Source organism: Exiguobacterium sp. s101 (assembly GCF_018617835.1).
GTDB lineage: Bacteria > Bacillota > Bacilli > Exiguobacteriales > Exiguobacteriaceae > Exiguobacterium > Exiguobacterium marinum.
The window spans coordinates 182,802-196,089 of sequence record NZ_JACSKX010000001.1 but is presented as its reverse complement, the minus strand read 5'-3'; the positions used below and the strand labels follow the sequence as shown (position 1 = coordinate 196,089).

Annotated in this window: 15 protein-coding genes; all 15 read left to right on the top strand. The window is 46.1% G+C overall.

The window, feature by feature from the left end:
* The first annotated feature begins 10 nt into the window (after positions 1-10).
* The 15 genes from flgG to KNO76_RS00930 are packed head-to-tail and all read left to right on the top strand — an operon-like array spanning position 11 to position 13,282.
* Entirely contained in the window at positions 11-901 is an 891-nt protein-coding gene (flgG, locus tag KNO76_RS01000) for a flagellar basal body rod protein FlgG (protein ID WP_026826243.1), read from the top strand.
* The gene (locus tag KNO76_RS00995; RefSeq protein WP_026826242.1) at positions 901-1,119 is read left to right on the top strand and encodes a flagellar FlbD family protein; all 219 of its coding nucleotides are present in this window, start codon (positions 901-903) and stop codon (positions 1,117-1,119) included. Before flgG ends, KNO76_RS00995 begins: the two co-directional genes overlap by 1 nt.
* Entirely contained in the window at positions 1,112-1,564 is a 453-nt protein-coding gene (locus KNO76_RS00990; protein WP_214881555.1) for a flagellar basal body-associated FliL family protein, read from the top strand. Before KNO76_RS00995 ends, KNO76_RS00990 begins: the two co-directional genes overlap by 8 nt.
* A gap of 9 nt (positions 1,565-1,573) precedes the next feature.
* Positions 1,574-2,563, top strand: coding sequence for a flagellar motor switch protein FliM (gene fliM / locus KNO76_RS00985; protein ID WP_026826240.1), 990 nt, complete (start codon positions 1,574-1,576; stop codon positions 2,561-2,563).
* Entirely contained in the window at positions 2,560-3,675 is a 1,116-nt protein-coding gene (gene fliY, locus KNO76_RS00980; protein ID WP_214881553.1) for a flagellar motor switch phosphatase FliY, read from the top strand. The genes fliM and fliY overlap by 4 nt, the downstream gene beginning before the upstream one ends.
* A gap of 13 nt (positions 3,676-3,688) precedes the next feature.
* Positions 3,689-4,054, top strand: coding sequence for a response regulator (locus KNO76_RS00975; protein WP_214881551.1), 366 nt, complete (start codon positions 3,689-3,691; stop codon positions 4,052-4,054).
* Complete coding sequence (locus tag KNO76_RS00970; protein WP_214881548.1) at positions 4,051-4,545, top strand: flagellar biosynthetic protein FliO; 495 nt, start codon at positions 4,051-4,053, stop codon at positions 4,543-4,545. The genes KNO76_RS00975 and KNO76_RS00970 overlap by 4 nt, the downstream gene beginning before the upstream one ends.
* Positions 4,542-5,207: a flagellar type III secretion system pore protein FliP gene (gene fliP / locus KNO76_RS00965; RefSeq protein WP_026826236.1), complete on the top strand. Its 666-nt coding sequence runs from the start codon at positions 4,542-4,544 to the stop codon at positions 5,205-5,207. The genes KNO76_RS00970 and fliP overlap by 4 nt, the downstream gene beginning before the upstream one ends.
* Positions 5,208-5,218: 11 nt before the next feature.
* Positions 5,219-5,491: a flagellar biosynthesis protein FliQ gene (gene fliQ / locus KNO76_RS00960; RefSeq protein WP_026826235.1), complete on the top strand. Its 273-nt coding sequence runs from the start codon at positions 5,219-5,221 to the stop codon at positions 5,489-5,491.
* Positions 5,488-6,258, top strand: coding sequence for a flagellar biosynthetic protein FliR (gene fliR / locus KNO76_RS00955; protein ID WP_026826234.1), 771 nt, complete (start codon positions 5,488-5,490; stop codon positions 6,256-6,258). The genes fliQ and fliR overlap by 4 nt, the downstream gene beginning before the upstream one ends.
* Positions 6,255-7,349, top strand: coding sequence for a flagellar biosynthesis protein FlhB (gene flhB / locus KNO76_RS00950; protein WP_214881545.1), 1,095 nt, complete (start codon positions 6,255-6,257; stop codon positions 7,347-7,349). The genes fliR and flhB overlap by 4 nt, the downstream gene beginning before the upstream one ends.
* A 13-nt stretch (positions 7,350-7,362) precedes the next feature.
* The gene (gene flhA / locus KNO76_RS00945) at positions 7,363-9,384 is read left to right on the top strand and encodes a flagellar biosynthesis protein FlhA (RefSeq protein WP_026826232.1); all 2,022 of its coding nucleotides are present in this window, start codon (positions 7,363-7,365) and stop codon (positions 9,382-9,384) included.
* Position 9,385: 1 nt separating this feature from the next.
* Positions 9,386-10,444: a flagellar biosynthesis protein FlhF gene (locus KNO76_RS00940; protein ID WP_214881542.1), complete on the top strand. Its 1,059-nt coding sequence runs from the start codon at positions 9,386-9,388 to the stop codon at positions 10,442-10,444.
* Positions 10,423-11,262 (top strand): MinD/ParA family protein, encoded by an 840-nt coding sequence (locus KNO76_RS00935; RefSeq protein ID WP_214881541.1) that lies wholly within the window; start codon positions 10,423-10,425, stop codon positions 11,260-11,262. The genes KNO76_RS00940 and KNO76_RS00935 overlap by 22 nt, the downstream gene beginning before the upstream one ends.
* Positions 11,263-11,281: 19 nt before the next feature.
* On the top strand, positions 11,282-13,282 hold the full coding sequence (locus KNO76_RS00930) for a chemotaxis protein CheA (RefSeq protein WP_214881539.1): 2,001 nt from the start codon (positions 11,282-11,284) through the stop codon (positions 13,280-13,282).
* Positions 13,283-13,288: the final 6 nt, after the last annotated feature.

Here is a 13,288-nt window from a genome sequence, read left to right as displayed (position 1 = left end):
GGGAAATATAATGTTAAGAGCAATGTACTCAGGAATCAGTGGATTGAAGAACTTTCAATCAAAGCTAGACGTCGTCGGGAACAACATCGCCAACGTCAACACGTTCGGATATAAAAAAGGTCGCGTCACATTCAAAGACCTCGTCAGTCAACAAGTCGGTAGTGCATCGGGTGGTAACGGAACGACTGCAGGGGGGATTAACCCGAAAGAAATCGGACTAGGTGGTACGATGGCAACGGTCGATAACGTGTACAACCAAGGGGCCATGCAAAATACAGGGCGTGCCCTTGATGTTGGAATTTCAGGTGAAGGTTTTTATGTAACACGAACTGAAAATGGATTCCAATATACTCGTGCAGGTAACTTTTATACTGACAATGATGGAAATCTTGTCACTGGGGACGGGACGTTCTTACTAGCTTCTCGTACAGCGACACCACCAGCTGGAACTCCACCACTTAATTCTGTTGAAACCGCAATTGCACCATACGATCCAACGGTAACTCCTGGTCCAGCAGATGGATATGGCCGTATTCAGATTCCTCCAACTGCCAAAGCGATTTCGGTTGCAAAAGACGGTAAAGTCAGCTTTGTAGATGATGCAGGTAAATTACAAGTTGCGGGTTATATTGTCACAGCAAACTTTGCGAACAATGCAGGTCTTTCAAAGACTGGGGCAAACAACTTTTCTGAATCACAAAACTCAGGTGTACCGCAGATTGGAGTCCCGGGGGCAGAAGGTAGAGGAACACTCGTCTCCGGTGCGCTTGAAATGTCAAACGTTGACCTCTCTGAAGAGTTCACGGAAATGATTGTGGCACAACGTGGTTTCCAGGCGAATACACGTATTATTACCACTTCAGACGAGATTCTTCAAGAGCTCGTTAACTTGAAACGCTGATGATTCGCGTCACGGCATTTCGAGGTGAGGAATTCGTGCTCAACGCCCTGCTCATCGAAACGGTGAAAGCAGAGCCCGACACGATTATCCAATTGTTTAATGGCAAAACGTATCTCGTGAAAGAAACGAAAGACCAAATCATTGAACGAACCGAAGTCTTTTACCGCTCAATTGGTTTAGTCGGAACGATGTTCACAAGAGGTGAAGAAGATGAGTGAAGAAGAAAAGAAAAAAGGTGGCGGACTGAAGGTCGTGATTATCTTGCTAGTCGTCCTGATCGTCATGGGCGGAGCCGGGTTCATGACCTACAAATACGTCTTCGGTGATAACGTCACTGCTAAAACGAAACCGGTCACGGCTGAAGAGTTGGCGGAACGTAGTTTCATGACAGATGATATGACGACAAACATTCAAGACGAGCGTTTCATCAACGTTCAATTTACGATTGTCACTGATGCAGCTGAAACAAAAGAGAATTTAGAACTGCGCAAGTTCCAAGTTCATAACGTTATTCTTGGCGATTTGGCTGGCATGACCAAAGCACAGTTGACGACGAAAGAAGATATGCAAAAGTTCGAACAAACATTACGAGAACAACTTAACGGACTGCTTGAAGAAGGTGAAGTCCAACGCGTCTATATGACGAAGAAAATTATTCAGTGAGGTGGCATCATGGGAGAAGTACTGTCTCAACAAGAAATTGATGCCTTACTATCTGCTCTAAGCAGTGGGGATGTCGAAGCGGATTCCTTTCTCGCACAAGAGGAAGAGAAAAAAGTTCGACAATACGACTTCAAGCGAGCCGTTCGATTTTCTAAAGATCAAATTCGTAGTTTAACTCGGATTCACGAGCATTTCACTCGCATGTTAACGACATTTTTCTCGGCCCAGCTTCGCACATATGTTCAATTTTCGGTCAACTCGGTCGAACAATTACCGTACGATGAATTCATTCATTCTATTCCGAGTATGACGATGATCAACTTGATTGAAGCGCCACCGCTCAACGGTCGGTTCATCATCGAGGTCAACCCGAACATTTCGTATGCGATGTTAGACCGCTTACTTGGTGGCCCGGGTGTCGAGGTGGATAAAATCGAATCGTTCACTGAAATCGAGATGCGGATTTTGACGCAATTGTACAAGCGTGCCTTTTCAAGTTATGGGGATGCATGGGAATCGATTGCAGAGATTAAAGCAGAAATGTCTGCTGTTGAAGTGAATCCGCAGTTCTTACAACTCGTTTCACCAAACGAGACGGTCGTGTTGATCTCGATTGGAGTGACGATTGGGGAAGTGAGTGGGACAATCAACGTCTGTCTCCCATTCGTGACAATCGAACCTGTTTTATCCAAACTCTCGAGTCATTATTGGATGCAGGAAGCGAATCGTCGGAATGCGAGCGAATCGAGTAAAGAACCGCTCAAAGCCCAGTTGATGAACTCGGCGGTCGAGGTTGTCTCTTTACTCGGTGAGACGACAATTACGTTTGGAGATTTACTGCATCTAGAAGTTGGAGATTGTTTGGCACTTGATCAATTAGCGAAAGAACCTCTATCCGTCATGGTGGGAGAAAATAAAGTATTTAAAGGGCAAGTCGGTGTGAGCGGGAAGCGAATGGCTGTGCAAGTGCTTCACCGTGTGAAGGAGGAAGAGCAATGAGTGAGATGCTGTCACAAGATGAAATTGACGCGTTATTACGTGGAACAAGCGACAATACGCCGACGTCGGAAGTCAAAGTGGAAGAAGAACATTTAGATTCGATGGAGAGCGACGCACTTGGGGAAATTGGTAACATTTCGTTCGGCAACTCGGCAACGGCCTTGTCGACACTACTACAACAAAAAGTTGAAATCACGACACCGATTGTTAGTGAAGTGACAATTGATGCCTTGCGTGAGCGTTACCCGACTCCTCACGTGGCCTTACGTGTTGGTTACACAGAAGGAATTAAAGGGGAGAACGTCCTCGTGTTGACTCGCGAAGATGCGGCCATCATTTCTGATCTTATGCTAGGTGGAACGGGTGAGAATGTAGATCCTGATAGTCTCGATGAGATTCGTTTATCGGCTGTTCAAGAAGCGATGAACCAGATGATGGGTGCGGCAGCAACGTCACTGTCGACGGTGTTTTCAAAAAAAATCGACATTTCCCCACCACTTGTTGAAGTATTTGATACAACGAAGAATCAGACAATTATCGATCGGCTTGAACTTTGGGAAACAATGGTACTCATTGAATTCAATCTCAAAGTGGGCACATTGATTGACTCTAAAATCGTCCAGATTGCACCAATTCAGTTTGGAAAGCAATTGGTCGATGAGTTGATGAAAGCAACCGGGAAAGTAAAACAATCGGTAAAAGAGCAACCGAAAGTGGAAGCACCAAAACCGCAACCGCAAGCACAATCACAATCTGTTGCCCCGCAACTGGATAAGCAAAAGTCCATGCCTGAAGTGGCAGTGAGTCAGGCAGAATTTATGCCGCTCCAATCATCGGCCTCACAAGATGCAGCCCCTGCAAACCTTGGTCTATTGTATGACGTTCCGTTGAACGTGACAGTAGAGTTAGGAAGAACGAAAAAATCGGTTCGGGAAGTGCTTGAGTTATCGCAAGGCTCCATCATCGAACTCGACAAGCTAGCAGGTGAACCGGTCGATATTTATGTCAATCAACAACGAATGGCTAGAGGAGAAGTTGTGGTCATTGAAGAAAACTTTGGGGTACGTGTAACAGAAATTATTCAACCGCATGAGCGGATCGGAATCGTCTAAGGAGGAAATTAGAATGAGTGCAAAAGTATTAGTAGTGGATGACGCAGCGTTCATGCGCATGATGATCAAAGATATTTTGACAAAGAACGGATATGACGTAGTAGGTGAGGCGGAGAACGGAGCGGACGCAATTGCAAAATACCGTGAACTCACACCGGATCTCGTCACACTCGATATTACGATGCCTGAGATGGACGGTTTGGCAGCTTTGAAAGAAATTCGCAGTTTTGACTCAAACGCTAAAATTATTATGTGTTCGGCGATGGGGCAACAAGCGCTGGTCATTGATGCGATTCAAGCCGGTGCGAAAGATTTCATCGTCAAGCCGTTCAACGCAGAACGCGTCATCGAAGCAGTTTCTAAAACGGTCGCACAATGAAGCAATGGTGGTTGATTATTCTTCTCGTGGTCGGGCTCTTTGTTCCGGCCACGGTTGAGGCCGCCACCGTAGACCAACAATTCGAGCAACAACAGACAGATGAAGTGGAAAGTAAAGTTCCAACGACAGCGTCAACGATTGGCAATGGCGTGAAAGTCGTGTTAAGTCTCGTTATCGTGGTCGGCGGTTTCATCGTCTTGATGCGTTGGCTCAGTTCAAAAACACAAGGCGTGAAAGCGACTCAACATATGAAACATCTCGGAGGTGTCCCTCTCGGAAAAGATCGCTCTGTCCAGCTCGTGAAGCTCGGGGACCAAGTGTACGTCCTTGGTGTAGGTGACTCGATTCAACTGATTGATCGACTCGATGCGGAAGCGGTGGATGACGAGCAAACAGAATCCTTGTCACTCCGAACGTCAAATTCGAATGCATTTTTAGACACCTTTAAGAAACAACTTGCTCAGCTAGAAGAAGTGAGGAAGAAATCATGACAACGTTTGAGCAATTAATCAATTTAGAAACACCGGACAGTACCTCGACATCCATCAAGTTATTGATTTTGTTGACGTTACTGACGCTTGCACCATCCTTTTTAATCTTGATGACCTGTTTCACCCGGGTCGTGGTCGTCCTGTCATTCATTCGACCAGCGCTCGGTACACAGCAAACCCCGCCAAACCAATTGATTGTCGGATTGGCATTGTTTATCACACTGTTCGTCATGTCGCCGGTTCTCTCTGACTTAAACGAGAACGCTTTGAAGCCTTACCTCGATGACAAGATCTCACAAGATGAGGCGTTCGATGAGGCGAGTGGGACGATGAAGGCATTCATGTCGAAATATACGAGACAAGAGGATTTGCAATTGTTTTTGAAGTATGGGAATTACGACCAGCCTGAAACACTTGATGATGTACCGCTTCTCGCTTTGGTACCTGCTTACGCGATCAGTGAGTTGAAGACCGCATTCCAAATCGGCTTCATGATCTTCTTACCGTTTTTAATCATTGATATGGTCGTCGCAAGTGTCCTCATGTCGATGGGGATGATGATGCTTCCACCGGTTATGATCGCACTACCGTTTAAATTATTACTGTTTGTATTGGTCGATGGTTGGCACTTGATTGTGGAATCATTGCTTAGAAGTATGTAGGGGGAACGGACATGACACAAGAAATGGTCATCTATTTGGCAACAGAGAGTGTGTGGACATTATTAAAAATTGCAATGCCACTTTTACTCATCTCACTGATTGTCGGTCTCGTGATCTCGATTTTACAGGCCACGACTCAAATTCAAGAACAGACATTATCGTTCGTCCCAAAAATTATCTCGGTCTTTATTGGTCTGGTCATCTTCGGACCGTGGATGCTTCAACAGATTGAAGGGTTCACCCGATTGATCTTCGAGCTAATGGTTGAGGTTGCGTCGAAATGAATGCAGTCGATTTCATCAGTATGTATGGGTTAACGTTCGCGCGACTGTCTGGCTTTTTTGTCAGTGTCCCGTTGTTCTCGACGAAGCAGTTACCGGTCATGCATCGCGTGGGGTTCAGTGCGTTTTTAGCGTATTACGCGATGTTCACATTGACCGAGCCGATACAAATGACCAATGGGTTTGTGTTGCAAGTGGTATATGAGGTCGTAATCGGACTATTGCTCGGATTATTAATCAATATTCTCTTCTTTGCTCCGCAAATTGCCGGTGGGGTGATCGATTTACAACTCGGTTTGGCAATGGCTTCCGCGTATGATCCGATGTTTGGAGGGCAATCGCCATTGATCGGACGATTTTATTATATTTTTACGCTATTCATTTTATTGACGAGTAACTTGCATCTTCTGCTGATTGATGGTATTTACTATAGTTTTCAAATCTACCCACCCGGTCAACCAATGATCAACTTTACCGAAGCCTCACTCATGATGGCCGTAAAAGTCGTCACGATGACGATGATGGTCGCATTACAGTTAGCGTTACCGATGATGGCGTCTTTATTACTTGTTGATTTAGCACTTGGTTTTTTGGCGAAGTCGGCACCGCAGTTCAATATCTTTGCTATCGGTTTTTCATTCAAACTCATTGCCGGGTTCTCCGTCATGGTCTTGTTGTTAGGGCTGACACTGACATCAATTAGCCAGTTCATTCCGTTGCTTCAAGAAGTGATGCACGATTTTATGCTTATACTAGGAGACGCGTCATGAAGAAGCCTCTATACCCTTTATCGGTCAATCTACAGTTTTTTGCAGGTGAAAAAACAGAAAAAGCGACACCGCGTAAACGAGAGGATTCTCGTAAGAAAGGGCAAGTCGCTAAGTCTGCGGATTTGACTGGAGCGTTTGCGCTCTTTGTAATGTTCCTCATGTTATCATTTTTTGGGCCATTTATCGGTCAACAATTAATTTCGTTGATTGGAGATTTACTCAGTCCGGAATATTTATTGTTCAATGTGACTGGAGGAATGTCGGATATGGTGGTCGATTTGATGCTGCGCGTTGGATTGATTTTAGCACCATTCTTTATCGTTGCCGTCGTGTTTGGGATTTTGATCAACTACCTCCAAATTGGAGCGCTATTTTCGTTAGAGGCCATTCAGCCGAAGCTCGAGCGGATTGACCCGATTAAAGGGGTGAAACGCATCGTCAGTATGAAAGCGGTCGTCGAATTTTTAAAGTCCTTATTCAAATTTTTAATCATCCTGACAACCGCAGTTGCTGTCCTTTGGCAAAATCAAAAAGAATTGTCTCGCATGGCCGTCGAACAGATTCGAGAATCGATTATCGCACTCGCGAGTATTACGATTCAGCTTGGACTTTGGGTGAGTGTCGCTTTACTCGCACTTGCGTTACTTGACTTTTTCTATCAACGTTTTGATTTCGAAAAATCGATTCGAATGTCAAAGCAAGATATTAAAGATGAGTACAAAAATTCCGAAGGTGATCCACTCATTAAATCAAAGATCAAACAGCAGCAACGAGAAATGGCGATGCGACGTATGATGCAAGAAATTCCAAATGCAGACGTCGTCATCACGAACCCGACCCATTACGCGGTCGTTATTCGATATGACGATACGAAAGACTTTGCACCACTCGTTGTCGCAAAAGGTGTCGACCGAGTCGCCTTTCATATTCGAGATGTAGCAAAAGAACATGACGTGGCGATTGTAGAGAATAAGCTGCTCGCACGAGCACTCTATGCGCAAATCGATATCGGTGAGGTGGTAGATGAGTCGTTTTATCAAGCGATTGCGGAAGTTCTCGCATTCGTCTATCAAATGAAGCAACCGTCTTGAGGAGGAGTATGTGTTGGCAGTAAAAGCGAAAGACTTTGCAATTTTGATTGGCGTCTTGATGATTGTCATTATGCTAATCATCCCGTTACCGGGCTTTTTATTAGATTTTTTAATCATCGTAAATATATTAATCGCGATCATGATTTTACTTGTAGCGATGAATGCCAGAGAAGCACTCGACTTCTCCGTATTCCCTTCTCTCTTATTGATTGTGACGTTGTTTCGTCTCGGGTTGAACGTATCGACGACTCGTTCGATTCTTTCGAACGGGTACGGTGGGGAAGTCATCGCGACATTCGGTGACTTTGTAATCGGCGGGAACGTCCTTGTCGGGTTCGTCGTCTTCCTGATTCTCGTCATCATTCAATTCGTCGTCATCACGAAGGGTGCGGAACGTGTGTCTGAAGTATCTGCACGTTTTACGCTCGATGCGATGCCAGGGAAACAGATGGCCATTGATGCCGACTTGAACTCTGGGTTGATTGATGACAAAGAGGCTCAGATTCGTCGCCGTAAAATTCAAAGTGAAGCCGACTTTTATGGGTCGATGGATGGTGCCTCGAAGTTCGTTAAAGGGGATGCCATCGCTGGGATTATTATTGTAACGATCAACTTGATTTTTGGAATTATCATTGGTGTCGCTCAAATGGGTTTACCGGTTGGACAAGCGTTTCAAACGTTCTCACTCATGACGATTGGGGACGGGCTAGTCAGTCAAATCCCGGCTCTCTTAATTTCAACAGCGACTGGGATTATCGTGACCCGTGCCGTCTCGGACGGGAACTTAGGAGAAGATGTGATTGACCAGCTCGGGCAAAACCCGGCGCTGCTCTATATCGCAGGCTCGATCGTCTTCATGCTTGGATTCGTGTCACCACCACTTCTTCCGGTAACGATGATTATCGCTGGTACCGCGTTCTTCGGTGCCTATACGATGCGACGTAACATCCGTCAGGCAACGGAAGAACCGATGATCGAGGAAGAACCTTCAACAGCACCGACTGAGTCGGTTGTCTCGTTGTTGCAAATTGACTCGATTGAATTTGAATTCGGATATGGCTTGATTCCGCTTGCGGACGAGTCGCAAGGTGGTGACCTGTTAGATCGGGTCGTCATGATTCGTCGTCAACTCGCACTCGAACTCGGGTTTATCTTACCGACTGTCCGGATTCGTGACCACTTGCAACTTTCACCGAACGCCTACCGAATTAAAGTGAAAGGGAATGTCGTCGCGGAAGGTGAGTTGCTGCTTGACCATTACTTGGCGATGAGTCCGGGGATTGAAGACCCTGAAGTATATGGGATTGAAACGACAGAACCGGCATTCGGGCTTCCTGCTCTTTGGATTGATGAGGAGACTCGGACGAGGGCAGAGATGAGCGGGTATACCGTTGTCGACCCCCCATCCGTTGTCGCGACACATTTAACAGAGACGCTGAAGAAACATGCCGCTGACTTACTCGGACGAGAAGAAACGAAGCAACTCGTCGAACATTTGAAGGAAACTCATCCGGTTCTAGTAGAAGATGTCACGCCATCGGTTCTCTCAATCGGCGAGATTCAAAAGGTGTTACGCCACTTGTTACAGGAAAATGTATCGATTCGAAACTTGCCTCTTTTGTTCGAGACGATGGCAGACTACGGAAAAGTGACGAAAGATGCAGAGATTCTTGGAGAGTATTGCCGTCAAGGCTTGTCACGTCAGTTGACCGATCAAGTGAAGCCTCCTGAGGGGCCGCTTTACGTGGTCACGCTCGGCGGTCAGACAGAACAAACCGTTCAAGAAGCGGTTCAGAAAACGGAGTTTGGGAACTATTTAGCCCTCGACCCGGAGCAAGCTCGGGAAATTATCGAACGTACGGGCGAGCAACTGTCCATGTTTGAACGGTATGGGGCATCGGCTGTGATTTTATGTTCACCGACAATTCGTCTATTCGTTCGACAATTGCTCGAACGGTATTATCCCGATGTTCCAGTGTTGGCATATAATGAATTACTCAGTTCCGTCGAAGTGAAAAGTATTGGGGTGATTTAAGATGCAGATTAAAAAGTTTACGGCTAAGACGATGGCAGAAGCGATGGCGAAAGTAAAACAAGAGCTCGGTGATGAAGCGGTCATCCTCAATTCACGACAAGTGAAGACCGGATGGTTCGGGCTCTTCGCCTCAAAGCAAGTGGAAGTCATTGCAGCGCTTGAAAAAGAACAAACGACCATACAGCCGCGGCAATCTGTCCCGGTACGGACGGAATCAACGAAACCTGTAACACCTCAAACGCCACCCACTCGCGTAGTTGGTGCACCGGCACCGAGGCTTCACTCTTCACTGCGACACGTTGAATCGTTACTCTCGACAGGGTCATTTGAAGATGAATCATGGGAAGAGACACTGAACGAGTTGTACTATACGACAAAATCCATAGAAGAGGTCGAACGATATGTGTACGAACAAGTCAAATCGTCCTTCATTGAACCACCGGATGCCAAACGATATGTAATGGTCGTTGGACCAACAGGGGTTGGGAAGACAACAACGCTTGCTAAACTTGCAGCGCACTTCAAGTTGAAGGAAGGCAAGACGGTCGGCTTGATCACGACCGATACGTATCGAATTGCAGCGATTGAACAGTTGAAAACGTATGCTGAAATCATGAGTATTCCGGTCGAGGTGGCGTATGACTTTCATGATTTTAAACGGGCGAAGCAATTATTTGCCCGTAAAGATATCGTATTGATTGACACGGCGGGACGAAATTTCCGTGATCCTGCATATGTGGAACAATTTCATGAGCATCATGACTTTACAGAAACGAGTCTTTCACTCGTGTTGAGTTTGACTTCAAAAATGAAAGACATGGACATGATCTATTCCCAGTTTGAATCGTTGCCCCTCAGCTCGCTCATCTTTACGAAAGCGGACGAAACGAGTGATATCCATGCGATGTACCGCATGGTGAAAAAGAGTGGTCTGCCGGTCGCATGGATGACGGATGGTCAAGAAGTGCCAGATGACTTGATTCGAGGACATGCGGACGCATTGACGAAACGACTGTTCGAGAAAGAAGGGTGGGCAAGATGGACCAAGCAAGGCGTTTAAGAGCAATTAATGGTGCCCATCCGACTACGATTGCCTTTGCGAGTGGAAAAGGCGGAGTCGGAAAAACGAACGTATGCGTCAACACAGCGATCGCCTTAGCCGAGCTCGGGAAACGGGTGTTGATTGTCGACTTTGACATTGGTATGGCCAACGTTCATATTCTTATGAATGCAATGAAGTCCAGAACGATGATTGAGTCTGTCAAAGCTCGTATTCCGTTGGCTTCAGCTGTTCAGAAAAATGTGTATGGTGTCGATATATTACATGGAGGGAGTGGGCAGGACCAACTCGTCCATCTCTCAGATGAGGACATGCAATTTCTCATGCGAGAACTCGAAGTACTGACCGAATATGATTACGTCCTTTTCGATATGGGGGCTGGAGCGACGGACACTTCGCTCCAATTTATTGCCGGGTGTGATGAGATGTTTTTAATCTTGACTCCTGAACCTACCTCGTTAATGGATGGTTATGCATATACGAAACTGGTGCATCATCAATATCCTGACTTACCGCTAGGCGTCATCGTCAACCGAGCTCAGTCTGGTGAGGAAGCACTTCAATGTTTCGAACGGATGGAAGTCGCATGCAAACAGTTTTTAAATAAAACGATTCGATTCCTCGGCTTTCTACCAGATGACGCATCTGTCAGAAAGGCAGTCATCGCACAAGTCCCGTTTTATCAATACAATCGAAAAAGTGATATTAGCTGGCGGCTCGAACGAATTTTGACAACGCTTACGGGGACGCCGCCGAAACCACGTCACTTGATGAATCGTTTGATGGGGAATTTAAGGAAACAGTGGAACCGAGTATAACGACAGGGAGGTAATAGAGATGGACGTGAACGAATACTTAGGGTTGTTTTTAGATGAGTCCCAAGAACATATCCAATCAATCAACACGCAATTACTTAAATTGGAGCAAACAGGCGGTGCAGATGTCGTACAAGAGATTTTCCGGTCTGCACATACCTTAAAAGGTATGTCTTCGACGATGGGATATGAACGAGTCGCAAATTTGACACACGAGATGGAAAGTGCGCTCGACCTCGTGCGGGGCGGTAAAAAAGAAAGTAACCAATTATTGTTGGATACGATGTTCATCGCTATGGAACAGATGGAGGACATGATTGCAGACATCGAAAGCGGAGGAAAGGGAGCGAATGTGGATGTTTCTGAAACGGTCGCCGGATTCCAATCATTCATCGGTGGTAAAGAGGCTGTAGTCGAACAAACGTCAGAGACAAATACGTTCGAAGTCGATCTGTATACGAATTCGGTCATCGATCAAGCGAAACAATCTGGATTTGAAGCATATCAAATCACTGTCAAATTATCAGAAGCTGTTGTGTTGAAAGCGGCACGGGCGTATATGGTATTTGATCGCCTCCAAGAGTTGGGTGAAGTCGTACGTACGTACCCTGAGACAGAAGAGATTGAACAAGAACAATTCGATTTGTCGTTTGACGTCTTATTCCTATCGCAGGAGACGACAGAAGTGATTGAACACGCCATCGCCCAAGTATCAGAAGTAGAACGCGTTGAAGTTAGTACGTTCACAGAAAAGTCCGACAGTGAACCAGAAGTCGCTGTGACGACTGAGACGATTGCCCTCGAACCAATCGTACAAAGTGTTCCGGATAAGGAAGAATCGAAAGACGCGAAGGACGGAAAAGAGCAAGCGGCAGCACAGGCTCAAGCAAAAACGATTCGCGTCAACTTAGAACGCATCGACCGACTCATGAACTTGTTCGAAGAATTCATCATCGATCGCGGACGATTAGAACGCTTAGCTGATGAAGTTGGTCAACCTGAATTAAATGAAACGGTCGAAAAAATCAAACGTGGAACGAACGAATTGCAATCACTCGTCTTGACTCTCCGTATGATGCCGATTGAGCAAGTGTTCAATCGCTTTCCACGTATGGTTCGCTCGGTCGCAAAAGAAATCCACAAGAAAGTACAGCTGGATATCTCTGGTGCAGAAACAGAACTTGATCGCACGGTCATTGATGAGATTGGCGACCCACTCGTTCACTTGATTCGGAATGCGATTGACCATGGAATCGAACGTCCAGAAGCGCGTCTTCAAGCCGGTAAACCAGAGCAAGGTATGCTATCTTTACGCGCTTATCATGGCGGAAACCGCGTCTTTATAGAGATTGAGGATGACGGCGCAGGTATTAACGTCGACAAGGTTCGTTCGAAAGCGTTGGAACGTGGTGTCATCACGGATGATGAAGCGACGGCGATGTCTGAGAACGAATTGGCGATGCTCATCTTTGCTCCAGGCTTCTCGACGGCAGACGTGGTGACTGACCTGTCAGGACGTGGGGTTGGACTCGATGTTGTCAAAAATAAAATTGAGTCACTCGGTGGTGTCGTTTCCTTAGAGACGGTCACAGGGCAAGGTACGAAATTCCAAGTTAGTTTACCGCTCACTCTCTCGATCATCTCGGCGATGCTCGTACAAGTTGGCGAGGAATCTTACGCAATTCCGTTGACATCAATTCTTGAGACGACATTACTCGATGAAGCAGATATTTTAACGGCACATCGTGAGCGGGTCTTTGACTTCCGAGGTCAATTGGTCCCACTCGTTTACTTGAAAGAAATGTTTGAGATTGAATCGGAAACGAAATCGCAATTCCCGGTTGTCGTTGTTCGTAAAGGCAATAAACTCGTCGGAGTCGTCGTCAATGATTTGATTGGTCAACAAGAAATTGTCATGAAACCGCTCGGTACGTATCTTGAAGGGATTCCGGCTATCTCTGGGGCGACCATTCTCGGTGACGGTCGCGTCGCCCTTATCGTAGATAGTAACGATCTCTTTTAAGGAGGA